Source organism: Silvania sp. (genome assembly GCF_051656365.1).
In the GTDB taxonomy this organism is placed as follows: domain Bacteria; phylum Pseudomonadota; class Gammaproteobacteria; order Enterobacterales; family Enterobacteriaceae; genus Enterobacter; species Enterobacter hatchlandensis.
In genome coordinates, this window is sequence record NZ_JBOGBT010000088.1 from 67,258 (window position 1) to 92,376 (window position 25,119).

Below are 25,119 nucleotides of genomic sequence, written 5' to 3' on the forward strand. Positions count from 1 at the left end.
CTAATCCCAGCGCGCGGCGCTGTCAACCGCAGACAGTGCAAGTTGTGCGACTATCGCTTGCATCCATCCGACTCATTTATGAAAATGAGAAGCATTAACCTCAACGAAAACAGGATCTCCCTTAGTGAAACTGCCTGCCGTTTGTCGTAACACCCTGCTTTTAACCGGACTTTTACTTTCAGGATTAACCTCAGCCCTTGCCGCCGACTGGCCGCGCCAGGTAACTGACAGCCACGGAAGCCATACTCTCGAGAGCAAACCGACGCGGATTGTCTCCACCAGCGTCACCCTCACCGGCTCGCTGCTGGCAATTGATGCGCCGGTGGTCGCCAGCGGAGCCACCACGCCAAATAACCGGGTGGCGGACGATCAGGGCTTCCTGCGCCAGTGGGGCGACGTCGCCAGACAGCGTCAGCTCACGCGTCTGTACATCGGTGAAGCAAGTGCTGAAGCGGTGGCCGCGCAAATGCCGGACCTGATCCTGATAAGCGCCACCGGCGGTGATTCAGCCGTGGCGCTGTACGATCAGCTCTCGGCCATCGCCCCGACGCTTATCATCAATTACGACGATAAAAGCTGGCAGGCGCTGTTAACCCAACTGGGCACCCTTACCGGGCAAGAAAGCCAGGCCGCGGCGCGTATCGCAGAATTCGATAAGCAGCTCGCACAGGTGAAGCAGAGGATTAAACAGCCGCCGCAGCCGGTGAACGCCATCGTCTATACCGCCGCCGCGCACAGCGCCAACCTGTGGACCGCCGAATCCGCGCAGGGCAAGCTGCTGCAACAGCTGGGCTTTAGCCTTGCCACCCTGCCCGCTGGATTAAACGCCTCGCAAAGCCAGGGCAAGCGTCACGACATTATTCAGCTGGGCGGCGAAAACCTGGCCACCGGGCTGAACGGCGAAGGGCTGTTCCTGTTTGCCGGGGATCAGAAAGACGTGGACGCTATCTACGCCAATCCGCTGCTGGCACACCTGCCCGCTGTGCAAAACAAGCGCGTCTGGGCGCTGGGCACCGAAAGCTTCCGTCTGGATTATTTCAGCGCGATGCGGGTGTTGCAGCGTCTTAACACACTGTTTGGCTAAGGGTATTGCCCCGGATTAAACCGGGGCAGCTTCCTGACGGAACCGACGTAACTCCGCCAAAACCCATACCAGCATCGCCCCGACAATCGCCAGCACAAAACCGCTGCTGCTGGCCGAAGCCACCGGGGTCATCATCGCCCCCAGCCCGCCCAGGATCGCCGCGCCAATCGCATCGCCGGTGACGTTCTGCGCGGTCCACAGCCCGTTAATACGCCCGAGCATCGCTTCCGGGGTCTGGGTCTGGATCAGGGTGTATTGCAACAGGGAACTCACCGCGCTCAGCCAGCCAAACAGTGCCAGACAGACCACGCCCAGCGCCCATACCGGCATCAGGCTGAACAGCCCAATTGCAATAAACGACGTAAAGGTGGCCAGCAGCATAATCATCCCCGGCCGCGCACTCTGCGCCAGGTTGCCGCTGGTCAACGCCCCCAGCGCCGCGCCAAGCGGAATGGCGGCGTACAGGAATCCAATCTGCGACACGCTCATCTGCCACTCCTGCGCCAGCGCCGGATAGAGTACGCGCACCGCGCTCGCCATCGTCAGCAGGCCACCCAGCAGGGCGATCCCGCCGATCAGCGGGCTGTTGAACAGAAAACGGATCGCCGCCAGCAAGGATTTGAGCGGATGCTCGCGCGGCTGCGGCGGAGGCGGCAGCAGCGGCAGGCGCAGCAATGTTAAGGTGGTGATAAAGGTCCCCGCGGCCGCCAGGCCGTAGTTCCAGGCCACATTGCCGGTGCCCAGCAGCAGGCCGCCGACCATAGGCGAGATAACCGACCCCAGACGCACGGTCAGCATGGTGATGGCGCCTGCCTGCATCAGATTTTCTCGCCCCACCAGCGCAGGCGTCGCCGCCAGCAGCGCCGTCACGCCAAGGGAGGCAAAAAAGCCGTCCCACAGGCCGAGGGCATAAATCGCAATTAATGAGGGCTCAGGCAGCATCGCGTTCAGACATAAGCCGACAAATCCCACCCCGCAGGTGCCACGCGCCAGCAAGATCAGCTTCTTACGCTCGTAGCGATCCGCCAGCACCCCACCGACCATCAGGCCGACAAACATCGCCCCGCCGGTTAAGGTGACGGCAAGCCCCACCAGCCAGCTGGAGCCGGTCATCATCTGGATCTGTACCGGCACGGCAACGCCCAGCAGGCCAAGCGAAAGGATGGAGATAAAGCGGGCGATAAAGACGGCGCGGAACGCCGGGTGGGTCTTCAGCAGGCTCAGATTAAGCAGCCAGGATTGTCGGGTCATTACAAAGCCTTAGAGCCTATTCCAGTAGGCGTCATAGTCGCAGCCAGTTTGAACACGGACAGCGCGCAGCAACCGGAACGTACATGTCGTACGTGAGGATTGCGAGCACTGCCCTGGTTCAAAATGGCAAGTAAAATAGCCTAATGGGATAGGCTCTTAATGGTTTCTTTTATACCAATTCAATGGCCGCACATGCTAACATAGCCAAATAAGATAGATAACGATAATTACTATCATTATCAAATCATGGACGTTGCTATGTCGTACTCCTCTTCCGCGCCACGCGCCCTTGCCGTGCCCGGTTTACTGTTACTGCTCCTCCTTGCGATCGCCCTCAGCCTGCTGGTGGGCGCTAAACCGCTGCCGCTTTCCGTGGTGGTGGATGCCTTTTCTGCCACCTGTCAAAGCGCTGACTGCACCATCGTGCGGGATGCCCGCCTGCCGCGAACCCTTGCCGGACTGTTGGCCGGGGCGGCACTGGGCCTTGCCGGGGCGCTGATGCAAACCCTGACCCGCAACCCGCTGGCCGATCCCGGTATTCTGGGCGTCAACGCGGGGGCCAGCTTCGCCATCGTGGTGGGTGCGGCGCTGTTTGGTTTCTCCTCCCCCAGCGAGCAGCTGGTGATGGCGCTCTGCGGTGCCTTTGCCGCCTCGCTGCTGGTGGCCTTTACCGGCAGCCAGGGCGGCGGCCAGCTCAGCCCGGTGCGCCTGACCCTGGCGGGCGTGGCGCTTGGCGCGGTGCTCGACGGCCTCTCCAACGGCATCGCTCTGCTCAATCCGGACGTTTATGACCAGCTGCGCTTCTGGCAGGCGGGCTCGCTGGATATCCGCACCCTGCAAACCCTGCAGGTGGTGAGCGTACCGGTACTGATTGCCGCCGCCGTGGCGCTGCTGTTAAGCCGGGCGCTCAACAGTCTGAGTCTCGGCAGCGACACCGCCACCGCGCTGGGCAGCCGGGTCGCGCGCACCCAGCTCACCGGATTACTGGTCATCACCGTGCTGTGCGGCAGCGCCACGGCGGTGGTCGGCCCCATCGCCTTTATCGGCCTGATGATGCCGCACATGGCCCGCTGGCTGGTGGGAGCCGATCACCGCTGGTCCCTGCCGGTGACCCTGCTTGCCACCCCTGCCCTGCTGCTGTTTGCCGATATTATTGGCCGCCTGCTGGTGCCCGGCGAGCTGCGCGTCTCGGTGGTCAGCGCCTTTATCGGCGCCCCGGTACTGATTTTCCTGGTGCGCCGTAAGCGCGGAGGTGCCCTGTGATGGCCCCTTCCCGCCGTTTAGTCTGGAGCTGCCTGCTGCTGGTGCTGGTGAGCCTGGGCGTGGCAATCATCAGCCTGCGAAGCGGCGCCGTGACGCTCGATTTCAGCCAGGTCTTTAATGCCCTGACCGGCAGCGCACCGCGCAATATCACCCTGGTGGTGACCGAATGGCGCTTGCCGCGAGTGATGATGGCCCTGCTGGTGGGGGCTGCGCTGGGGATCAGTGGAGCGATTTTCCAGTCGCTGATGCGTAACCCGCTCGGCAGTCCGGACATCATGGGCTTTAACACCGGGGCCTGGAGCGGCGTGCTGGTGGCGATGGTGCTGTTTGGTCAGCATCTGACGGCCATCACCCTGGCGGCGATGGCGGGCGGGATCCTGACTTCGCTGGTGGTCTGGGCGCTTGCCTGGCGCAACGGAATCGAAACCTTCCGCCTGATTATTATCGGCATCGGGATGCGCGCGATGCTGATGGCATTTAATACCTGGCTGCTGCTGCGGGCATCGCTCGAGACCTCGCTCTCTGCCGGGCTGTGGTTCGCGGGCTCGCTCAACGGCCTGACCTGGGCCAAAACCCTGCCCGCCGCACCGCTGATCCTGCTGATGTTTGTCTGCGCACTGCTGCTGGTGAAACGCCTGCGTCTGCTGGAAATGGGCGACGACAGCGCCTGCGCGCTGGGCGTCGGCGTTGAGCGTTCACGGCTGATGCTGATGCTGGTGGCGGTCGTCCTCACCGCCGCCGCGACCGCCATCGCCGGGCCGATCTCCTTTATCGCGCTGGTGGCACCGCACATTGCCCGCCGTCTGAGCGGCACCGCCCGCTGGGGATTAACCCAGTCGGCGCTGTGCGGGTCACTGCTGCTGCTGGCCGCCGATCTCTGCGCCCAACAGCTGTTTATGCCTTATCAACTTCCGGTGGGCGTGGTGACGGTCAGCCTTGGCGGGATCTACCTTATCGTCTTGCTTGTTCAGGAGTCCCGCAAGAAATGACACACATCGCAACCCGCCTGCGCGGCGACGATTTAACCCTTGGCTACGGCAAAAAAATCGTGGCCGAGAACCTGCAGGTGGCGATACCCGACGGCCACTTTACCGCCATTATCGGTCCCAACGGCTGCGGCAAGTCGACGCTGCTGCGCACCCTGAGCCGCCTGATGACGCCCATCCACGGCAACGTGTTTCTCGATGGGGAGCAGATCCAGCGCTTCAACAGTAAAGAGGTAGCGCGACGGGTCGGGCTGCTGGCACAAAACGCCACCACGCCGGGGGACATTACCGTGCAGGAGCTGGTAGCACGCGGACGCTATCCCCACCAGCCGATGTTTACCCGCTGGCGCAAAGAAGATGAAGCGGCGGTCACCCAAGCCATGCAGGCCACCGGTATCACCTCGCTGGCGGCGCAGAGCGTCGATACCCTGTCCGGCGGACAGCGCCAGCGCGCGTGGATTGCGATGGTGCTGGCGCAGGAAACGTCGATTATGCTGTTGGACGAGCCGACCACCTGGCTGGACATCAGTCATCAGATCGATCTGCTGGAGCTGTTAAGCGACCTGAATCGCACCCAGGGATACACGCTGGCAGCGGTGCTGCACGACCTCAACCAGGCGTGCCGCTATGCCACCCACCTGATTGCCCTGCGCGAGGGTAAGATTGTGGCCGAGGGTGCGCCAAAAGAGATTGTGACCCCAGATCTGATCGAGCGGATCTACGGGATGCGCTGCATGATTATTGACGATCCGGTGGCGGGTACGCCGCTGGTGGTGCCGCTGGGGAAACGTGCGGTCTGATCCCCTCACCCCGGCCCTCTCCCCAAAGGGGCGAGGGTGAAAAGACAGCTCCGTGCGATCCTCTCTCCCCAAAGCAGCAGGATGAAAAGACGGCTCCGTGCGATCCCCTCTCCCCTATGGGGAGAGGGTTAGGGTGAGGGGAAACTACCCCAGAATCCCCTTCAGCACCGGTCCAATCGTCTCAAACGCCTGCGGGGAAATGATATCCACGTGGGCGCAATCCTGACGGTACACCTCCAGCTCCCCGACCCATGGTGCCCAGGCGACCTGAGGATCCACCGTTCGCGTGCGTTCGGCAACAAACAGCGTGGCTTTGCCGTCAAACCTGGCACTGTGGGCCGTGGTCAGCAGACGCACTGCATCGGCGTAGTTGCCTTCAATTGCCGTGAACAGCTCGCTGGAGGCCTGCCCCTGCTGGGCGGCAATAAACGCCTGTCGCTCACGTTCAATCTCAGCCAGAACTGCCGGATCGAGTCCGTTGGCCTCTTTTTCGCTCCAGTTTTGCGTCTCCGGCGGCCAGGTATCCAGCAGGCCGAGGAAGGCCACCGCTTCACCCTGTTCGCGCAGACGCGCGGCAATACCCTGTGCCAGCGTCCCACCCAGCGAGTAGCCAAACAGGTAATACGGCCCCTGCGGCTGCTGAGCTAAGAGCGTCGCCAGATGCTCATCGATCACCGCATCCAGCGTGGCGCACTGCTGCATCGGGCCCGTTGGTCGCGGCGACTGAATACCCGTAATCGACCAGCGCGGGCTGAGGTAGCGGGCCAGCACGCTGAACTGCCAGGCAAAACCGGAGGCCGGATGGAAGCAGAACAGCGTTGGGCCGTCACTTTCGCGCAGCGGCAGAATGGTCTCGTAACCCAGGCGCTGGGCCTGCTCGTCGCTCATCCCTGATGCCAGTAAGGCGCTCAGTTTACGCACCGTCGACGCCACCATTACCTGACCGGGCGTGACCTGGCGGGCAAAGTGGCGGCTCAGGCTGGCGGCAAGACGCATCGCCAGCAGCGAGTGACCGCCGAGGGCGAAGAAATCGGCCTCGATATCGTTGATCTCACAGCCAAGCAGCGTGGAAAACGCCGCCGCAATTGCGTGTTCCGCTTCGCTTTCCGGCGCACGTCCTGGGGTTTTAACGGTCAGTTCCGGCAGCGGCAGCGCCTTGCGATCCAGCTTACCGTTGGCGCTGAGCGGCAGGTCGCTGAGTTGCAGCAGCACCACCGGCACCATATGCGGCGGCAGCTGGGTTTTCAGCTCCGCCAGCAGCGCGTCGCGATCCAGCGGCAGGCCGGACTCAGAGACGAGGTAGCCCACCAGCTGGCGGGCATCGCCGCCGGTGGCTGTCGCCTGGTTAATCACGCAGGCATGAGTCACCGCCTGCGCCACGTCCGGCAGGGCCAGCATCGTCCGGTCGATTTCGCCCAGCTCAATGCGCTGACCACGAATTTTTAGCTGATCGTCGCTGCGACCCAAATACTCTACCGCGCCGTTGTCCAGCCAGCGGGCCACATCGCCCGTGCGATACATGCGCTCACCGGGGGCAAACGGATCGGCAATAAAGCGACTGGCGGTCAGATCCGGGCGGCCAAGATAGCCCTGCGCCAGCTGAATGCCGGTGAGATACAGATCGCCCGCCACACCGAACGGCACCGGGCGCATCATTGCGTCCAGAATGCGCAGGCCGGTGTTCCACAGCGGGAAACCAATCGGCACACTGTTGCCCTCGACGGCGGCCAGTTCCGGGCCATATGCCGGATACCAGCTGACGTCCACCGCCGCTTCGGTCGGGCCATACAAATTATGCAGCGCCACCTGGGTGAGCTGTTCCCACTCGCGACACAGCCCGGTCGGCAGGGCTTCGCCGCTGCAGAACACCTGTTTCAGGCTGGCGCAGCAGGCCGCATTTTCCGGCGTCAGCGAGGCGACAAACGCCGCCAGCATCGATGGCACAAAGTGGGTGGTGGTTACGCCGTACTGCGCAAAGAATGCCTGCATCGCCAGCGGATCGCGGTGCGCCTCCGGCTCGGCCATCACCAGCTTCGCACCGGCGATGAACGGCCACCAGAACTCCCACACCGATACGTCAAAACTGCACGGCGTCTTTTGCGCCACCACATCCTGTGCAGTGAGCGGATAGTGGTTTTGCATCCACAGCAGGCGGTTGACGATGGCGGTTTGTCCGACCATCACCCCTTTCGGGCGGCCGGTGGAGCCAGAGGTAAAGATGATATAGGCGGTCTGTTCCGGCGTGCTCAGGTGCAGCGGTTCGCTACCCAGCGCAGGTAATAGTGTGTTGTAACTAAAGCTGGCCAGCGGAAGATGGCTAAAGCGCGCGAGCTGGTCGTCGGTGGCGATCAGCAGCGACGGCTTCGCATCCTCGAGCATCATCTGCAGGCGGTCGTCGGGATACCCGGTGTCCAGTGGCAGCCACGCGGCCCCCGCCTCGACGATGGCATGCAGCGCCAGGGTCAGGAACACCGAACGCGGCAGCGCCACCGCCACGCTGTCGCCGGGTTTGACGCCGCGTGCACGCAGGAGCGTCGCCAGAGCCACCACCTGCTCGCGCATCTGGCGATAGGTCAGGTTGTACTGGGCATCAGCCAGCGCCGGGGCGTCCGGGGTTTTCGCAGCCTGCTCCGCTACCAGCGTGCTCAGGGTGGTGAGCGGCAGCGGGACCGCAGTCTGGTTGATGTTCTCCAGCAGTCCGTACTCGTCATCAGAGAGAGTTTCCGCCTCGCCGCAGCGCAGGTCGCTGTTGGCGGCAAACTGGGCCAGCAGGGCATGCAGGCGTTCGACATGGCGCACCAGAGCGGCCTCATCGTAACGCTGTTTGTTGGCGAGGATCTCAATGCTCAGCCCGCCCTGTTCGTCCGGGAATAGCGCCATTTCGAGATCATTCACCGGACCGGTCGCCAGGGTATGCGTCACCGCCTGTACGCCGTCGAGATCCAGCTGGTAATCGAACACTTTGACGTTAAACACCGGGCCAAACAGCGCTTCATCCCGGGCAGCTCCCCCGCTGTCGCGAACGATCTGCTCGGCGTCGTAACGCTGGTGGCGGCGCATTTTTTTCATCTGTCCGGCCAGCCGCTGGGCCAGCTCCGGCAGGGTTTCCTGCGGGTTGATGTTCACGGCCAGCGGCAGCACGTTGAGCACCGGGCCGGTGGCGGTCAGCGCCGCAGAACCCATTCGGCGCATAAAGATAAAACCGGCAGCATAATCAATGCGCCCGGTCAGACGGGCGAGCCACAGGGCCACCAGCGCCAGGGCCAGATCGGTTGGCTGGGTCTGGCTGGCATGGGTCAGCTTGCTGAATGCGCGGCGGTCAGCAGTCAGCTTCAGGCGCAGAATGTCAGTGGTGGCAGCGCGTCCCGGCAGCGGTGCGCTGGAGAGCGACACCGGCGGCGGCAGATGTTTGCGCTGCTCAGCCCAGAATGCGCCATCCCGGGTATAAGCCTCGCTGTCGCGGTAGCGCTGATACTCTTCCACCACTTCGGCAAACGGGGTAAACGGGGACGCTGGCGTGGTTTCGCCTTGCGACCAGGCGCGGTAAATAGCCACGATCTGGCGGGTAATGGTCGGGAAACTGAAGCCATCCACCACTAAATGGTGATAGCGCTGATACCAGTACCAGCGGTTATCCGCCACCTGAATCAGCAGATGGAAGGCCAGCGGCTGCCCGCTGTCGACGCGCAGATTCTGGTTGAGATCGGCGTGCATTGTCGCCAGCGCGGCACTGTGCGGATCGGCGTCGGCACGCAGATCGACAATCTGCGGCTCCGGCAGTTGGAACGCGTCGTCCACCCACTGCCAGATTTCGCCGTTATCTTCGGCAAAACGGGTGCGCAGGGTATCGGCCTGCATCATGCCCGCCACCACCGCTTTCGCCAGCAGCGGGGCGTCAAGCGGGCCGTTCAGCTCGACGTAATGCGCCACACTCCAGGCATTGGGCAGGTCGGAAAGCTGTTCCGCCATCCAGATCCCCGGCTGGGCGGCAACGAGAGGATGTTGTGCGCTCATGATTTCACCTGTGCAAAATGGGCCGGGATAAGGGTTTGCCAGTGGGCGACAAGCCACTGCTGACACGCCTCCTGCGACTGCGGCTCGCACACCACGCGCCAGCCGTCGGGCAAGGCGCACTGCTGCGGCCACAGGCTGTACTGCTGCTGACCGTTTTGCACAATGGCGAACAAACCCTGCGGATCGTCGAAGGGGTTACTGAATTCCATACCAGACTCCGTTATTGAATAAGCGGCTGCCAGAGAGTCATCAGCCCCTGCGTCAGCCCTCCCCGCCAGCAAAGTGCATCATGTCCACCGTCAACCGGACGCCAGACAACCGGCGGCTGCGCGTGCTGTAGTTCGGCATACAGCGCCTGAGCGGCGCGGTAAATCAGCGGTTCACGTCGTCCCGCCTCCAGCACGATGCGCAGGCCCTGCACCGACAGGTTTTGGTTTTTAAGCTGTTCGATAATCACGCCGTCCTGGTTCGCGCCGCGATGCGGCCACCAGAAGGAGCCCGACTGGCTGAGCACACAGCCAAAGCGCTGGGGCCAGTTTAGCCCGGCGTACAGCGCGGAGAGGCCGCCAAAGCTCTGCCCTGCCACCACCGTGCGGTCGGCGCGGTCGCTGAACGGGGCGAGTGCATGAATTTTTGGCAAAAGCTCTTCCTGCACCGCCAGCCAGAAGTCGGGGTTACAGGGCAGCTCGCGGCTACGGTGGGCGGTGTCGATAACGTCAATTAAGACATAGACGGCGGGCGGCAGTTGATTGCTGTGAGTGAGCGCGGTCAGCGCGGGCCATACCGGCATGCTTTCGGCCCAGAACTGCCCGTCAAGCAGCACCGCCAGCGGGCGCTCGTGCGGGGTTTCATCGCCACTCGTGAAGATCCACACCCGGCGCGTATTGCCCAGTCTTTCGCTGGTCCAGGAGATACACTGGGGTGGCGGGTACGACGCGTCGGGTCGGTCCCAGCCGGGCTGCAGCGGGGCCTGCGGCATTTCGAGCGCCGAGACCGGGTGCCCGCGTCCACCGCGCCAGTGCTGTGGGTTAAGCGGATCGGCAATGGCGTTGGGCAGCAGTTTGCGCCAGCCTTCGCGCAGGGCCATGCGGTCCGGCGGATCGGTGGCAAACACTGACTCAATGAAATCGTCGTCATGTTCGGAGGGGATAAAACAGTAGCTTCCGCGCCAGCTGGGGCTGAACTCACCCTGCCACTGCCAGATGTCAGTATCGGCAATGCGCACCAGCGTCTGCGGGCGGGCGTTGTGGTGGTGATCGGTCACACCTGTGATGTAGAGCCACACCCGTTTGAGCGGCGAGGTGTGCTGCGTTCCACCGGGGTCACGCCACCAGAACGTGACTTTATAATGATCCCCTTCCGGCACCCTTTCGGGCCCTTTTTTTGCCTGCCACCAGGCATTGCTTCCCGCTTCCAGCGTTGTCACCGAGTTAACCCCAAGACCTGTTCTGTTTTTTTGATAAAAGATAAACAATATCGATAATATTATTGATAACTATTTTCATTTGCAATAGCGTATGGGCGCGCTGTGGGAAGCGCAAACAATTTCTTAGCCATGCCCTGCACTGCGTACGGACTCAGGAACGAGGCGTTTTCGCAAATTGCGGGCGATATCATGCCGTCTCCTCACCCGTTAGGGAATGGAGCCATGGGGAATACGGCACCGAAAAGCAGGACATACAATGAATAACAAGCTTCACTCTCTGGCCTTACTGGTCAATCTGGGGATCTACGGTGTTGCACTGCCGGCCATGGCCGCCGACACCGCCGCAACAGAAGATACGATGGTGATCACCGCCGCCGAGCAGAACCTGCAGGCGCCGGGCGTGTCGACCATTACCGCCGATCAGATCCGTAAAAACCCGCCTGCACGCGATGTGGCTGAGATCATCCGCACTATGCCGGGCGTGAACCTGACCGGCAACTCCACCAGCGGCCAGCGCGGTAACAATCGCCAGATTGATATCCGCGGGATGGGCCCGGAAAACACCCTGATCCTGATTGACGGCAAGCCCGTCACCAGCCGTAACTCCATCCGTCTGGGCTGGCGCGGCGAACGTGACACCCGCGGCGATACCGGCTGGGTGCCGCCAGAGATGGTTGAGCGCATTGAAGTGATCCGTGGTCCGGCCGCCGCACGTTATGGCAACGGCGCCGCGGGCGGCGTGGTGAACATCATCACCAAAAAAGTCAGCAACGAGTGGCATGGCTCCTGGAACACTTATCTGAATGCCCCTGAGCATAAAGAAGAGGGCTCCACCAAACGCACCAACTTTAGCCTCAACGGCCCGCTGGGCGGGGATTTCAGCTTCCGCTTATACGGCAACCTTGATAAAACCCAGGCCGACGCGTGGGATATCAACCAGGGCCATCAGTCTGAACGTACCGGTGCCTATGCCGATACGCTGCCCGCCGGGCGTGAAGGGGTCGAAAATAAAGACGTTAACGGCGTCCTGCGCTGGGACTTTGCCCCGATGCAGTCCCTGCAGTTTGAAGCGGGCTACAGCCGTCAGAACAACCTCTACGCCGGTGACACGCAGAACACCAACAATGACAACAGCAGCAGCGGTCTGGTGAAGCAAAACTACGGCAAAGAGACCAACCGTCTGTATCGGCAGAACTTCGCCGTGACCTGGAACGGCGGCTGGGATAACGGCATTACCACCAGCAACTGGGCACAGTACGAACACACCCGCAACTCGCGTCTGGGCGAAGGGCTGGCGGGCGGTCTTGAAGGGCTGTTCAACAGCAACCAGTTTACCGATACCGACCTGTCCGACGTGATGCTGCACAGCGAAATCAACCTGCCGATCGACTTTATCGTGAACCAGAACCTGACCCTGGGCACTGAATGGGATCAGCAGCGCATGAAGGACATGTCCTCCAACGGCCAGGCCCTGCAGGGTGGCGCGGTTCCGGGGATCGACAACAACCGCAGCCCGTATTCCGATGCGGAGATCTTCTCTCTGTTTGCCGAAAACAACATGGAGCTGACCGACAGCACCATGCTGACCCCGGCGCTGCGCTTCGATCATCACTCGGTGGTGGGTAACAACTGGAGCCCGTCGCTGAACCTGTCTCAGGGCCTGGGCGACGACTTCACCCTGAAAATGGGTATCGCCCGCGCCTATAAAGCGCCGAGTCTGTATCAGACCAACCCGAACTACCTGCTGTACAGCAAAGGCCAGGGTTGCTACGCCAGCGCCGACGGCGTCGGCTGCTACATGCTGGGTAACGAGGATCTGAAAGCAGAAACCAGCATCAACAAAGAGATTGGCCTGGAGTGGAAACGCGACGGCTGGCTGGCGGGCGTGACCTGGTTCCGTAACGACTACCGCGACAAGATTGAAGCCGGTTACGCGCCAGTGGGTCAGACCTCACTTGGCAAAACCAAAACGGATATCTACCAGTGGGAAAACGTGCCGAAAGCGGTAGTTGAAGGTCTGGAAGGCACGCTGAACGTGCCGGTCAGCGATGCGGTTAACTGGACTAACAACATCACCTACATGCTGCAGAGTAAGAACAAAGAGACCGGCGACCGTCTGTCGATCATCCCGGAGTACACGCTGAACTCGACCCTGAGCTGGCAGGTACAGCAGGATCTGTCAGTGCAGTCTACGTTCACCTGGTACGGCAAGCAGCAGCCGAAGAAGTACAACTACAAAGGCCAACCGGCGACCGGTTCTGAGCTGGACGAAGTCAGTCCGTACAGCATCGTGGGCATGAGCGCGACCTGGGACGTGACCAAATACGTCAGCCTGACCGGCGGCGTGGATAACGTCTTCGACAAGCGCGTATGGCGTGCGGGTAACGCCCAGACTACCGGGAATACCGCGACTGGCGCGTACATGTACGGTGCGGGGGCTTATACCTATAACGAGCCAGGCCGTACGTGGTATATGAGTGTCAATACGCAGTTCTGATGAGAGCGTTAAGGCAACGTGCGTTGTCATGCTCATCAGTTAAGTATTGAGGAATGATCCCTTCACCTTATGTTCAGCAGAATATAAGGTGAACGGGTGAACCCCTGACCTGCTCCCTCCGCTGTGAGCAAGGAGCTGACGATGCTATCTTTATCACTCTCTGAGCGTTGATAAGGTATCGACTGATATGGAATTGACACTGTCAGGTGGGTGTTTATGTGGGTTTATCAGATTCACAGCGATTAACCCTGCTTCCTCTCATTCCTGCTCCTGCGATATATGCCAGAAGCATTCCGGTTGTCAGACCGCAGTATGGCTTGAATTCAACTCGGCGGACGTTAAATGGACGGGTGAAGGGGGCACGCCTTCTCTGTTCCGCTCATCTTCGACTTCATCCCGAGCATTTTGTGCCAGGTGTGGCAGTTCAGTCGGTGCTATCGATGACACTCCAGTGACTGCGTTGCTAAGCGGTATTTTTGATCACAATGAATGCGCCATGTTTTCGCCACAATCTCACTCATTTCAGGATATGAAACCTGAATGGTGGAGAAAAATCATGCCCGATACCGCTCAATAAATAACGAAGTGCCGCGCAATATTCTCAATGTTTATGTTGTCATACATGGAATGAGACTTATGAATATCTCTACAAGATCAGCTCTACTTTCTGATATTGATAGTATTTTCGACGTTATAACCTCGGTTATCGAGAATCATCTGAGCCGCGAAGAAATGCAGCAGATGGGGATTAACGAAAGCGTCGTTGCCGATCTGATACAACAGAGTCGATGCGCATGGGTTGCAACCGTAAACGACAACGTCGTGGGCTTCTCAATGATTTTGCCGGATGAAGGATGTCTTTTTGCGGCGTTTGTTCTGCCGGAATATGAAGGCAAGGGTATTGGCCGAAGCCTTGTTGAGCTGGCCGAGCATGAATTGTTCAAACATCATGAGATTGCCTGGCTGGAAACGGATAAAAATAGTCGTGCGGCGCGATTCTATTTGCAACTCGGCTGGGGTAATAAAAAGGTTATCAATGGTACTGATATCAGATTAGAGAAATGTCGCAGTGTTTAATCCGCAATAATACTTGTGGTGTCCGTTTCTGGCGCGAGGTGGAAGGAGGTCTGCTGTGAGCGAGGAGCGGACGTTTTTATCTGAGCTGCTCATGAGCATTTGATAGCGACTAGATGTGATCCCTTCCATCTATTGTCCATTGCCGGAGTTTAGGTAACAGCTGCTGCAAAGTTGTTGGTGTCACCCACCATCGATGCACCAGTAGAGCCGCAGAACTGCTGGAAGAGCAGGATCTAAACCTATAATATGGTTTTCCTTCCCTCATTTACATAGGTATGTGTATATGGCTGAATTACTCACAAAAGAAGATATTATTGCTTTGGTTCAGAATGGATTGGAAATCTATAAAGAAAAGGAATTTCTAGAAGCCTACGGCATCTTTATGGGCAAAGCGCAATTGCTTGAATTTGGTCTAAAGAAAGTGCTTTTATCAATGCCAGGCGTTACTATTACCTCTGATAAACTGGAAAAATACACCCTGGGTCGCACACGTGCTGCATTAGAAGACAATAATTTACGTTCTGATTACATTCATTTATTAAAAATATTCGTCGAAAAGCGCAACAATATGGCGCATGATTTCTTGGCAGACTTTGCTCTCACACAACATATTCTTCAGCAGACAGGATTGCAGCATATGTTCATGGGTGATTTGTTCAGAGCCGCATATGAATTAGAACAACTCATAGTGCTATTTGATTACATCAATGAAGCAAATGATATTACTGCGTGGCTCGAACCAGAAGCGCAGTAATACCTTCACAGCCAATCACAGCGGCGTTCGTGATGCTCCTATCGGGAGCGGAACGTCGTAACGGCCATGCTCGCTCTCATATCGACGGATGAAGACGTTCACCTGCCTGTCCAGTAGGTCAAACAGTGAGGTAAGCTCAGCAATAAGCTCTGCCACATAGCCCCCATCAATGACGATACGGTGTCGGATCAACCTAATACTTTTTTTTTGCTTACAGTAGTTTTCTATATCAGCTAGCCGCTCTGCCCTGTGTTTCTCAATCTCACCTTCGGAGTGAACCAGAACATGCCTGATTTGTTCCACTTTCAGCATATCCTCCCATCGTTTCCACAATAAATTTCCCTGATTCATATCAAAACAGGCTTCACGCCTCAAAAATTGACGATACTTTTTAATGCTTACATCATTGAATTTATACTTAGCACTCATATCCTGCGGAAGCAGCATGTTTATTTCGGCGCATAACGTTTTAATCTGATGCTCGAAGAAGTTGTACAGCGTTATCACCATTGCCTTGCGATGTATAGGGGGTAAATATCACCAAACTCCTGAATCGCCTGACTGTAACTATCAACAATATCCTCATGATACTCTTCACTGTTTTTTTCAGTCGTTTGTTTATTTCATCACAAAGCATATCATTGCTTTGTTCAATATTATTTTCTGAGTATTTATTATATGCAGCGTAATTATGAAGGTCTAATGTTGTGAAATGACAAAGATGAAAAAGGGTCGTGCCGAAGAAATCGATAGCATTGGGGTAGCGAAATTCAGTTTCCAGTTCCATGCACATCCTTCATCATATGACAGCCTTAAGCTGTTGCCGGTCGCATCGTTAAAGTACGCATTTATCATAATTCCCGCCCGGATTGGACGTACAGCACTTTCTGTCCACTGCAGGCATTCCGTCACCAGCAGCTGCACGACCATCTGAATTACTGCTGACACAATCCGCCATCGAGACGCCGCTGCGGTGGCTGAACTGCTGGCAAACCTTCCCGTTTACTCAAGATTAGCTCTTCCTGGACGTACAGCGTATTCAGCTCAGACATGCAGAACTGCTACCGATACACCTTCGGAGTTCAAAGTTTCTGACTTGCAGCTTTGAGCGAACAGCGGAAGTTATAATGCCTAATAAACAACTCGTCCAAACTCTCGACATTAAACTCACCTAATAATCACTCGTTTTATATTTACACAGTTCGCTTTGAATTTTGTCCAATAACTCATCGGTTAAACCGTATTTTAGTGCAGCGTTACGTGCTATAGGATAGAGGATATCTTCAACAGAATTAAATAATTCGATTAAATCATTAAGCTCCTTAATCATTTGATCTCGTCCATTTTTATTAATGAAATCTACTGCATGGTCGACAAAAAAAGAGTGCGCTAGCCAGTTTCTTTTTTTTAAGGTTGTTGAAAGCATAACTTCAATATTACTATCAAGAAGTTCAAGTTTTCTAATCAGGCCTAAAAGCTGCCCCATTGTTTTCTCAGACAATACCTTATCAAACTTGTCAAACTCTACTTCCCATTTATCGCGGGTAGTAAATGTGGGCACATTTTTTGTAAAAAAATCGAAGAAAATGAGAAGTTGAACTATCGACTGCTCTACACATTGTGCTCTATACATCGCAAGACCAAAGTATGCGTAGACCTCTTTACAGTGTTCAGAAGTATCCATGGTGTGACCTTGCCTAATCAAATTATCTTCATTCTGTGCACTAACATAGCATGATGTTAGCAACTTCTGCTCCTGGCACGGAGCGGACGAACCAACTGAGTTGAAGATCCGCTATGAGCGAGATGCAGACAGTAGTAGCGTTAAGCACCTTCAACATCATTACGATTTTCAATCCAATATTGCCGATGATTTATCAGATGAGTTGTTAACGGCCAGTTTTGCTTATCTTTAGGTAACCTGAGATATCGGCCATCTAACTCTGCATATTCTGTCCCGGCCAACTGTTCTGATATCCTTATTTTCAACTCGGTATCAATCCAGAGCAAACCACGGTCAAATAGAGTATGGATATCTGTTTTCAGTAACAGGCCATGCTGAGCACGGGTATGCCAAGCTCCTGCGTAGGGGGTGATATGTGCAGCTTCAAGCAACACTTGGATTGAACAGCCCGTTACTGCGCATTTACCCTCATAAGCTTCAATGAGCTTTCGTCTAAATACTGGTTGCCCTTCTCGAATAATGACCTCACGTAGTGCTTTGAGGCGAAAGTCACCTTCATCGTCAGGCAATTCATTGAATAATTCATCTCTCGCTTCAACTACCATCCGATCGCCTGGCCTTGGGGCGGCAATCTGAATTGGCGTCCTACTATCATCGCCAATGTCCCATATGCCATGCAGCTCCTGCACATACTGTTCATACCGTGTATTTCGTAGGTTTCCGCTACGAAATAACAAGTCGTATGGGCTACCCAAGTCAGTTCGGGCGCTTTTTCGGCTACCAAGATATCGATATCGGGAATTGCTATTAACGGTTAATGCATCCAGTTGGATACGAATCTCGCTCTCTTTCAGGGGGGCGTTGCTGTTACGGATCCACTGAACAATATTTTTAGCAGAAGCGGAATTTAGTTGTGTCACGGCATACCATACGCGGAGATATTGCGGATAATGCATTTCTTCAGGAATTATACCTGGAACATCAACAACATACGTTGATAAATTATGATGACGCATCCACTCTCCCCACTGGCGGGAATGGGTGCTAATACCTATGCGATGAGGTTCGCGTTTGCCAATTTCATCATTGAATTCCTGTCGCGAGGGTGCTCGACCTAGTTTCTGATAAAGCTCATCACAGCAGTCCCACACAGCTCGTACTAACGGGCCCTGTGGGTATCCATCTTTGCTCTGGTTCAAAGTATTCTCCGTCAACGAACATATCATGAGAATAGCATTATCCAATTCTGACACTAAATCCCCCGCATAGCATCAGGCGGTTATGAGCGAGGAGCTGACGTTGCGCCTACCGTCCTAAGTCATCATAAATATTCTGAGCGTCCTGTTCAGGCCAAAGTAACTCACAAGTTGCTTCGGCCTCAATCTTGACAGGAATTATAACTATCTTTTTGATAAAAAATAAAATACATAAATTGTTTCATTTACTAAATTTACTAATTAAATAATTTATATATTTTATTAATCACCTAATCATAGAATGAGATTTACATGAAAATCCCGGCGCATTTAAAACACAAACCTATTATTCAGGTTGAAAACTATGACCGCATTGATGGCCCATATGCTGATGATACTGATGCCATGGGCCTATCCGTTGGTATTGCTCAGTGGAACGGTCCAGGCTGGACAGAGCTTTCAGCCAAAGTCTGGCGGAACACTGGAGAAAAATGGTCACGTCAGTCTGAAGAACTCCCCCTTCACCGGGTTATCGACCTGGCAACACTTATCTGCATCACAATGGACTACAGCAAAAATGGCAGATTGTCTTCGAGTGATGACTTTCCTGTAACCCGCTCAGCAGATAACGCTGATCTAACTCATCACATTGGGTTAATGAAAAAGGAGCTGAAAGAAAATCATGAGAGTCTTGATCAAAGCCTCAAGCGACTGTCGTTAGAACTTAAAAGACTCGGGTACTAACTCATTTTATTGAGTATTAGGCCGCTTGAGCGGCCTTCTTAATGATACGTTCCATAGTATCCCTGACCTGTTCCCTGTTAATGACATATCTCCCATGCAACAACTTCCGCTTCTGGCACAAAGCAGACAGACTCAATTCGCACCGATTGACGTACCGGCCTCAGTAAACGCGGCCTTAATCTCTGTGGTTGCGTCCACCGCGGCTGTACTGAACCCTGGCTCCTGAACGTTGTATCCAGCGTCGGGAGGTTTTAAACGATGAAATACCCTGTATCAGCCCGGCAGGCATTGCTAACATAGCTCTCCCCTTTTGTCCGTTACGAGAAGCCCATGCACACCACTCACGTCACCTTTCTTCTCGCCGGAAAGACTGTTCACCGCATCACCTTCGATCCCTCGACCTTCAACGACGCCGATCTGCTTTGGCTCCCGCACTATCATCAGTTGGCAGACGCCGGGCGCAAGCGCAAAGCCGATCACCTGGCCGGGCGCATCGCCGCCTTTCATGCTCTGAACGGGCAGACCGTTCCTGGCATTGGCAACAATGGGGAACCGCTGTGGCCGACAGGCATCACCGGCAGTATTTCCCATAGCGGCACGCAGGCCGTGGCGATATGTCGCCAAAATGGGCTGGCAGGCATCGATTGCGAAGCGATCATTGACGAAAAAGAATCGCGTGAAATTCAGGACGGCGTAATTAATCCGCAGGAAGCGCAGCTGCTGGCTCAAAGCGGTCTGCCTTTCGATCTGGCCTTTACTCTCACCTTTAGCGCCAAAGAGAGTCTTTTTAAGGCGCTGTTCCCACAGGTGCAGGCGTGGATGGGCTTTGACAGCGCACGCATCACCGCGCTGAATGCCGACACCTTGACCCTCACCCTGACCCGCCCTCTCCCGCCCTTTGCACAAAATCAGCCATTTACCCTGCACTGGTGTCGCCTTGACGCGATGGTGGTGACCCTGATTTGTGATGAATAACCGCTCAGGATCGTGATCGTTTTCTCCTTTTAAGAAATTAGCTGCCTAAACCGTAGACAGTTTAATCAGGCAGACTTATCGTTACATTGAATAATAAATCATTATTGAATAAATATTCAATGTGGAGAAAAAGAATGAACAAGACCTTTGTAAAATCCGCTTTACTGGCCTCAATGATCGCCGCTTCCGGCTCCCTGTTTGCCGCCGATAACGGACTCATTGCGATTATTACCCCTTCTCACGACAACCCGTTCTTCAAGGCTGAAGCCGACGGCGCGGCGGCGAAGGCGAAAGAGCTGGGTTACACCACGCTTGTCGCCTCGCACGACGATGACGTGAACAAACAAAACCAGCTGATTGAAACCGCCATCGCCCGTAAAGCGAAAGCGATTATCCTCGATAACGCCGGGGCAGATGCCACCGTCGGTCCGCTGGAAAAGGCCAAAGCGGCGGGCGTCCCTGCCTTCCTGATCGATCGTGAAATCAACAAAACCGGCGTCGCCGTGGCGCAGATTGTGTCGAACAACTATCAGGGCGCGCAGCTCGGTGCCGAGAAGTTCGTCAAGCTGCTGGACGGCAAAGGGAAATACGTTGAGCTGCTGGGCCGTCCGTCGGACACCAACGCTGGCGTGCGTTCGCAGGGCTACCACGACGTTATTGATGATTATCCGGACATGAAGATGGTGGCGCAGCAAACCGCCAACTGGAGCCAGACTGAAGCCTTCACCCGTATGGAAGCCATCCTGCAAACCAACCCCGATATCGTGGGCGTGATCTCCGGTAACGACACCATGGCGCTGGGTGCCGAAGCGGCGCTGAAAGCCGCCGGGAAAAACAACGTGATTGTGGTCGGCTTTGACGGCAGCGACTACACCCGCGACTCGATCCTGAAGAAAGGCAACATCAAAGCCACCGTTCTGCAGCCGGGCTGGCAGCAGGCGCAGATGGCCGTTGAGCAGGCAGATTACTACCTGAAAAACGGCAAAGCGCAAAAAGATGAGAAACAGCTGATGGACTGCGTGCTGATTGATGAGACCAACGCCAGCAAGTTGAATCTGTTTAACCTCAGCAAATAAGCGGAGGCAGTATGCGTTTAACACAATGGGGCGCTGCGCTGACAGGCGCAGCTGCCCTGTTGCTGACGGCCTGCACGGTGGTGGACCTGGATGAGAACGGCAAGCCGATAATGCCTGCCGATCCCAATGCCAAAGCCAGCTTTGACAACCAGACCCCCGAGCAGATCGCGCAACAAACCTGGCAGCCCCGGATCCTTGATGCCGCCAAAAATCATGCGCTGGACGCCAGCGCGCTCTCCACCCAGCTGAACACGCCCTCTGAGAAACCGCAGAGCGTCTTCGTCCGGCTGACCGGTAAGGTCGAGCGCGTGGATGCCAGCAGCGAACGTGAACAGAAGCTGGTGATGACGGTAAACGGTCAGCCACTGGCCATCCAGGCCGGGTCGGTGATGCGCGGCAACGCCATCCGCGATGCCGCCGGATTCCGCTTCGATGAATTTACCAACCAGGTGCAGTATGCCCAACTCTCCCGCGCGTTAAATCGCGAGGCGGTGAAGCATCTGCCGAAGATCGATGACAGCTGGAGCGGGAAAAATGCCACCGTCCTGTTCGCCACCACCCTGACAGCCGGGAAAGCGAGCGAGGCGACGGCGCTGGAACTGAAACAGGAGACGCCGTGATGAGCGACAACCCGGCAGAGGACATTATCCTCAGCACCCACGGCATCTCGATGCTGTTCCCCGGCACCGTGGCGCTGGACAAGGTCGATTACCGCGTCTGGCGCGGCAAAGTGAACGTGATTATCGGCGAGAACGGCGCCGGAAAATCAACGCTGATGAAAATCCTCGCCGGGGTACAGCAGCCAAGTCTCGGCGAGATGTGGCTGAACGGCAAGCAGGTGAAGATCGCCAACACCCGCGATGCCGCCGCGCACGGGATTGGCATGGTGCACCAGGAGCTGAACCTGTTTGAAAATCTCAGCGTGGCGGAGAACATCTTCCTTGGCCGCGAGCTGCAAAAAGGGGTGATGCCGATTAACGAGGCCGAGCAGGAGAGCCGCGCAGCGGAGCTGCTGAAACGCCTCGATCAGCCTATCTCCCCGCGCGAGCTGGTCGGCAATCTGAAAGTCGGTCAGCAGCAGCTGATCGAGATCGCCAAAGCGCTGGCCGAGGACGCAGACATCCTGATCCTCGACGAGCCCACCTCGGCGCTGAGCAAAACCGAAGTCGATATTCTGTTTCGGGTGATCCGCGAGCTGACCCGCCAGGGCGTCTCCATTATCTATATCTCCCACCGGCTGGAAGAGCTGATGGCGATAGGCGATGTGATCACCATTCTGCGCGACGGCAAATTCCAGGCCGAGGCGAAGGTGCAGGACATCGACGTGCCGTGGATTGTGCGCGAGATGCTCGGCAGCGACCCGGTGAGTAACTTCCTCGAGCCCGGCCGCACCTTCGGTGCCCCGGTGCTGGAGGCGGAACACATTACCTGCGTCAACGGGGCCGGCAATACGGTGGTTAACGACGTCAGCTTCCAGGTGAATGCCGGAGAGATTGTCGGGATCTACGGCCTGATGGGCGCCGGGCGTACCGAGCTGTTCGAGTGCATGCTCGGCACCGAACGCAACTATCTGGGCAAGCTGTGGCTCGACAGCAAGCCGGTGCCGCAGCGGCTGACCACCGCCGAGCGCATCCGCATGGGGATGAGCCTGGTGCCGGAAGACCGTAAACGCACCGGGATTTTCCCGGGCTCGTCGGTCGCCAGCAACCTGACCATCGCCAGCCTGTGGCGGCGTCTGCAGCGTGGCTTTGCCATCGAGCAAAAAGCCGAGCAGGAAGTTGTCGCCAGCACTATCGGCAACCTGTCGATCAAGGTCTCGGCCCCGGAGGTGGAGATCCAGGCCCTCAGCGGCGGTAATCAGCAAAAAGTGGTGATTGGCCGCTCGCTGCTGACCAACCCGAAGGTGCTGTTTCTGGATGAACCGACGCGCGGCATCGACGTGGGTGCCAAAGCGGACGTGTTTCGCATGATGGTGCAGCTGTCGCAGGAGGGGATTGCGGTGGTGTTCTCCACCTCAGATTTGAAAGAGATTATGGCGGTATCTGACCGCATTCTGGTGATGTCCGGCGGCAAACTCACCGCCGATATTGTTCGCGATCGGGCCGAAGAATCGGCACTGGTAACCGCAAGTGCTCAGGGGTTCTGATATGAAAACAACACAATCTGTCGCGCTGATGCCGCAAAAAGGGGCCGCGCCTTCCCGGGAAAAATTACTCCTGCTGTTGCTGAAGATGCGCACCTTCATTGCGCTGTTTTTAATCGTCGGCTTTTTCACCATGACCGTGCCCGGTTTTCTCTCCCCGGGTAGCCTGGTGATTATGATTAAACACATCGCCATCAACGCCTTCCTGGCACTGGGGATTACCTTTGTGATCATCACCGCCGGAATCGACCTGTCGATTGGCGCTACGCTTGGGCTGTGCGGGATGATCGCCGGGTGGATGATCACCAAAGGCATTGTGCTGCCGATGTTTGGCATCGCCATCTTCCCAAGCGTGTGGGTCATTGTGCCCATCGTGCTACTGATTGGCGCCTTTATCGGCTCGATAAACGGCTGGATCATCACCCGCTATAACGTCGCGCCGTTTATCTGCACCCTCGGCACCATGTACGTGCTGCGCGGTGCCGCGATGCTGACCTCCGACGGGCAGACCTTCCCGGGGTTGTCCGGCAATCCGCAGTTGGGCAATACCGGTTTTGATGAAATAGGCGCGGGAACGCTGCTCGGCATTCCGTGGGCCATCTGGATGATGATTGTGCTGGCGCTGGTGATCGCCTATATCGCCCGCCGCCTGCCGTTTGGCCGCCACGTGTACGCCATCGGCGATAACGAACGCGCGGCGGAGCTTTCCGGGGTGCGGGTCAAACGGGTGAAAATCCTGGTCTACACCCTGTCGGGTTTCTGTGCCGCCATCGCCGGGATTGTGGTCTCCGCCCAGTTGCTGGCGAGCCATCCGGCCAACGGTACCGCCTTTGAGATGAACGCCATCGCCGCGGTGGTACTGGGCGGAACGTCGCTGGCCGGCGGGCGTGGCACCATTCTTGGCACCCTGATTGGCGCTTTTGTGATTGGCTTTTTGGCCGACGGACTGGTGATGATGGGGGTCAGCGAGTTCTGGCAGATGGTGATCAAAGGGCTGGTGATTATCGTGGCGGTGATCATTGACCAGATGCAAAACCGGATGCAGCAGAAAGCGGCGGTGGTCGCGCAAAAGGCGGTAATGGAGGGCAAATAGCGACTCTGTGCGGCGGGGCACTGCCCCGCCGTTACACCAGTAGATCGGTAATGCTGTCGGCACTGAGCTGAACCAGCCCCTTCACCCCATAGTGATAGCCCGTCTTATAGTGACGGATGCGAATCTCACTGATGTGCCGATCCGAAGAGTTGTCCAGCATACTCTGCGCCAACGGCAAAATGGCATCACCGTAATCTTCGAACAGCTCCCCGGTGACAATAACGGTTTTGATATTATGTACCGGCGCGGTGCAGCAAATCGCGAAATAAAGCGCTTTGGCGGTGGTGAGCAGCGTCTCCTGCTGGCGATTTTCATCGACGTTAAACGCCTGCTCAATCCCCCCTTCCCACGGCAGATGCACGATTTCCGGGTAGAAGCCGTTTTCCCCAAGCCCGGTCTGGCCATTCATGCAATAGCCATAGCCCAGGCTGCCAAAGCCGGGCATAAACGCCACCCAGGACATACCCGGAGAAAGCTTCGCCAGCAGATAGGTGGTGCAGTGGGCAATGTTATATACCCGGGTCGGGATGCCGGTGCTCTCCTCCACTAATGCCCTGAGATTGACGTTGTTATCAACAAACAGCGGGCAATAGCGCACAACGCCGGTGAAATGTTCAATGCCCCCCTGCAGTGCCACGCTCACAACCTTGATTCTGGACATCGGCAGCTGCGACGATTCGCACAGGGCTTTCACGCACGCCACCAGTTCAGCGGTTAACCCAGCCGGGGTCATCACCTCTGGCAACATGCGGGTGTGGGTGGTCAGGGGCGGGAGTTGGGTGTTGTAGTCGTTGAGGCTGGCCTGCACATTGCCTCTGCGCAGCATGATGTTGACGCTGTACCAGGCGTAGCTTTTAACCGCCAGCATCTGCTGCGGACGGCCAAAGGTGACGTCTTTCACCTCCCGCTCCTCGATCAGGCGCTCTGCCAGAAGATGGGAGGTGAGTTTAGTAATGTATGCTTTGGTGACGCCGAGTCGGCGGGTCATTTCCGCCCGCGACTCGTTTTCACTGTGCAGGATATTGAGGATCTGCTTTTTATAATCCATGACGTTAA

Annotated in this window: 21 protein-coding genes and 1 pseudogene; 14 read left to right on the forward strand and 8 right to left on the reverse strand. The window is 56.8% G+C overall.

Annotated elements, in window-relative coordinates:
* The first annotated feature begins 124 nt into the window (after positions 1-124).
* Positions 125-1,084, forward strand: a complete 960-nt coding sequence (fepB, locus tag ACRDD5_RS16810; protein WP_438677412.1) for a Fe2+-enterobactin ABC transporter substrate-binding protein — start codon at positions 125-127, stop codon at positions 1,082-1,084.
* A gap of 15 nt (positions 1,085-1,099) precedes the next feature.
* Here fepB and entS read toward each other — a convergent pair whose 3' ends face one another.
* Complete coding sequence (entS, locus tag ACRDD5_RS16815) at positions 1,100-2,335, reverse strand: enterobactin transporter EntS (protein WP_271283495.1); 1,236 nt, start codon at positions 2,333-2,335, stop codon at positions 1,100-1,102.
* Between the two features lie 258 nt (positions 2,336-2,593).
* Here entS and fepD point away from each other — a divergent pair, with 258 nt between their 5' ends.
* Genes fepD through fepC form a run of 3 tightly spaced genes read left to right on the forward strand, consistent with a single transcriptional unit; the run spans position 2,594 to position 5,384 of the window.
* Positions 2,594-3,598, forward strand: coding sequence for a Fe(3+)-siderophore ABC transporter permease (gene fepD / locus ACRDD5_RS16820; RefSeq protein WP_271265870.1), 1,005 nt, complete (start codon positions 2,594-2,596; stop codon positions 3,596-3,598).
* The gene (fepG, locus tag ACRDD5_RS16825; RefSeq protein ID WP_438677413.1) at positions 3,595-4,587 is read left to right on the forward strand and encodes an iron-enterobactin ABC transporter permease; all 993 of its coding nucleotides are present in this window, start codon (positions 3,595-3,597) and stop codon (positions 4,585-4,587) included. Before fepD ends, fepG begins: the two co-directional genes overlap by 4 nt.
* Positions 4,584-5,384, forward strand: a complete 801-nt coding sequence (fepC, locus tag ACRDD5_RS16830; RefSeq protein WP_438677414.1) for an iron-enterobactin ABC transporter ATP-binding protein — start codon at positions 4,584-4,586, stop codon at positions 5,382-5,384. The genes fepG and fepC overlap by 4 nt, the downstream gene beginning before the upstream one ends.
* A 144-nt stretch (positions 5,385-5,528) precedes the next feature.
* Here fepC and entF read toward each other — a convergent pair whose 3' ends face one another.
* The 3 genes from entF to fes are packed head-to-tail and all read right to left on the reverse strand — an operon-like array spanning position 5,529 to position 10,824.
* On the reverse strand, positions 5,529-9,398 hold the full coding sequence (entF, locus tag ACRDD5_RS16835; protein ID WP_438677415.1) for an enterobactin non-ribosomal peptide synthetase EntF: 3,870 nt from the start codon (positions 9,396-9,398) through the stop codon (positions 5,529-5,531).
* Positions 9,395-9,607, reverse strand: a complete 213-nt coding sequence (locus ACRDD5_RS16840; RefSeq protein WP_271283491.1) for an MbtH family protein — start codon at positions 9,605-9,607, stop codon at positions 9,395-9,397. The genes entF and ACRDD5_RS16840 overlap by 4 nt, the downstream gene beginning before the upstream one ends.
* An 11-nt stretch (positions 9,608-9,618) precedes the next feature.
* On the reverse strand, positions 9,619-10,824 hold the full coding sequence (gene fes / locus ACRDD5_RS16845) for an enterochelin esterase (RefSeq protein ID WP_438677416.1): 1,206 nt from the start codon (positions 10,822-10,824) through the stop codon (positions 9,619-9,621).
* A 256-nt stretch (positions 10,825-11,080) separates the two neighbouring features.
* On the opposite strand from fes, the gene ACRDD5_RS16850 reads away from it, so the two are divergent.
* The 4 genes from ACRDD5_RS16850 (at position 11,081) to ACRDD5_RS16865 (ending at position 15,152) form a co-directional block, all read left to right on the forward strand.
* Positions 11,081-13,321: a TonB-dependent siderophore receptor gene (locus ACRDD5_RS16850; RefSeq protein WP_438677417.1), complete on the forward strand. Its 2,241-nt coding sequence runs from the start codon at positions 11,081-11,083 to the stop codon at positions 13,319-13,321.
* A gap of 187 nt (positions 13,322-13,508) precedes the next feature.
* Positions 13,509-13,898: a GFA family protein gene (locus ACRDD5_RS16855; protein ID WP_438677418.1), complete on the forward strand. Its 390-nt coding sequence runs from the start codon at positions 13,509-13,511 to the stop codon at positions 13,896-13,898.
* A gap of 59 nt (positions 13,899-13,957) precedes the next feature.
* Positions 13,958-14,398 (forward strand): GNAT family N-acetyltransferase, encoded by a 441-nt coding sequence (locus ACRDD5_RS16860; RefSeq protein ID WP_438677433.1) that lies wholly within the window; start codon positions 13,958-13,960, stop codon positions 14,396-14,398.
* A gap of 283 nt (positions 14,399-14,681) precedes the next feature.
* Positions 14,682-15,152, forward strand: a complete 471-nt coding sequence (locus ACRDD5_RS16865) for a hypothetical protein (protein ID WP_099216957.1) — start codon at positions 14,682-14,684, stop codon at positions 15,150-15,152.
* Between the two features lie 15 nt (positions 15,153-15,167).
* On the opposite strand, the pseudogene ACRDD5_RS16870 reads toward ACRDD5_RS16865, so the two are convergent.
* The 3 genes and pseudogenes from ACRDD5_RS16870 to ACRDD5_RS16880 form a co-directional block, all read right to left on the reverse strand.
* Positions 15,168-15,939, reverse strand: a pseudogene (locus tag ACRDD5_RS16870) (hypothetical protein).
* Positions 15,940-16,323: 384 nt separating this feature from the next.
* Entirely contained in the window at positions 16,324-16,836 is a 513-nt protein-coding gene (locus tag ACRDD5_RS16875; protein WP_438677419.1) for a hypothetical protein, read from the reverse strand.
* 140 nt (positions 16,837-16,976) lie between these two features.
* A complete protein-coding gene (locus ACRDD5_RS16880) occupies positions 16,977-18,089 on the reverse strand; it encodes an HNH endonuclease (RefSeq protein WP_438677420.1) in 1,113 nt (370 codons plus the stop codon).
* A gap of 255 nt (positions 18,090-18,344) precedes the next feature.
* Between ACRDD5_RS16880 and ACRDD5_RS16885 the strand changes: the two genes are divergently transcribed.
* From ACRDD5_RS16885 to ACRDD5_RS16910, 6 genes are all read left to right on the forward strand, one after another.
* Complete coding sequence (locus ACRDD5_RS16885) at positions 18,345-18,776, forward strand: DUF6530 family protein (RefSeq protein WP_054176804.1); 432 nt, start codon at positions 18,345-18,347, stop codon at positions 18,774-18,776.
* A 330-nt stretch (positions 18,777-19,106) separates the two neighbouring features.
* Positions 19,107-19,751, forward strand: a complete 645-nt coding sequence (entD, locus tag ACRDD5_RS16890) for an enterobactin synthase subunit EntD (protein WP_438677421.1) — start codon at positions 19,107-19,109, stop codon at positions 19,749-19,751.
* Between the two features lie 134 nt (positions 19,752-19,885).
* Positions 19,886-20,827, forward strand: a complete 942-nt coding sequence (locus ACRDD5_RS16895) for a D-ribose ABC transporter substrate-binding protein (protein WP_271283484.1) — start codon at positions 19,886-19,888, stop codon at positions 20,825-20,827.
* A gap of 11 nt (positions 20,828-20,838) precedes the next feature.
* Positions 20,839-21,447 carry a DUF2291 family protein gene (locus ACRDD5_RS16900; RefSeq protein ID WP_271283483.1) on the forward strand — a complete coding sequence of 203 codons (609 nt, stop codon included), beginning with the start codon at positions 20,839-20,841 and terminating at the stop codon, positions 21,445-21,447.
* A complete protein-coding gene (locus tag ACRDD5_RS16905; protein WP_438677422.1) occupies positions 21,447-22,973 on the forward strand; it encodes a sugar ABC transporter ATP-binding protein in 1,527 nt (508 codons plus the stop codon). The genes ACRDD5_RS16900 and ACRDD5_RS16905 overlap by 1 nt, the downstream gene beginning before the upstream one ends.
* Position 22,974: 1 nt before the next feature.
* Positions 22,975-24,063 carry an ABC transporter permease gene (locus ACRDD5_RS16910; RefSeq protein ID WP_271283481.1) on the forward strand — a complete coding sequence of 363 codons (1,089 nt, stop codon included), beginning with the start codon at positions 22,975-22,977 and terminating at the stop codon, positions 24,061-24,063.
* A 31-nt stretch (positions 24,064-24,094) separates the two neighbouring features.
* On the opposite strand, the gene ACRDD5_RS16915 is transcribed toward ACRDD5_RS16910, so the two are convergent.
* A complete protein-coding gene (locus ACRDD5_RS16915; protein WP_438677423.1) occupies positions 24,095-25,111 on the reverse strand; it encodes an ROK family protein in 1,017 nt (338 codons plus the stop codon).
* Positions 25,112-25,119 lie beyond the last annotated feature (8 nt).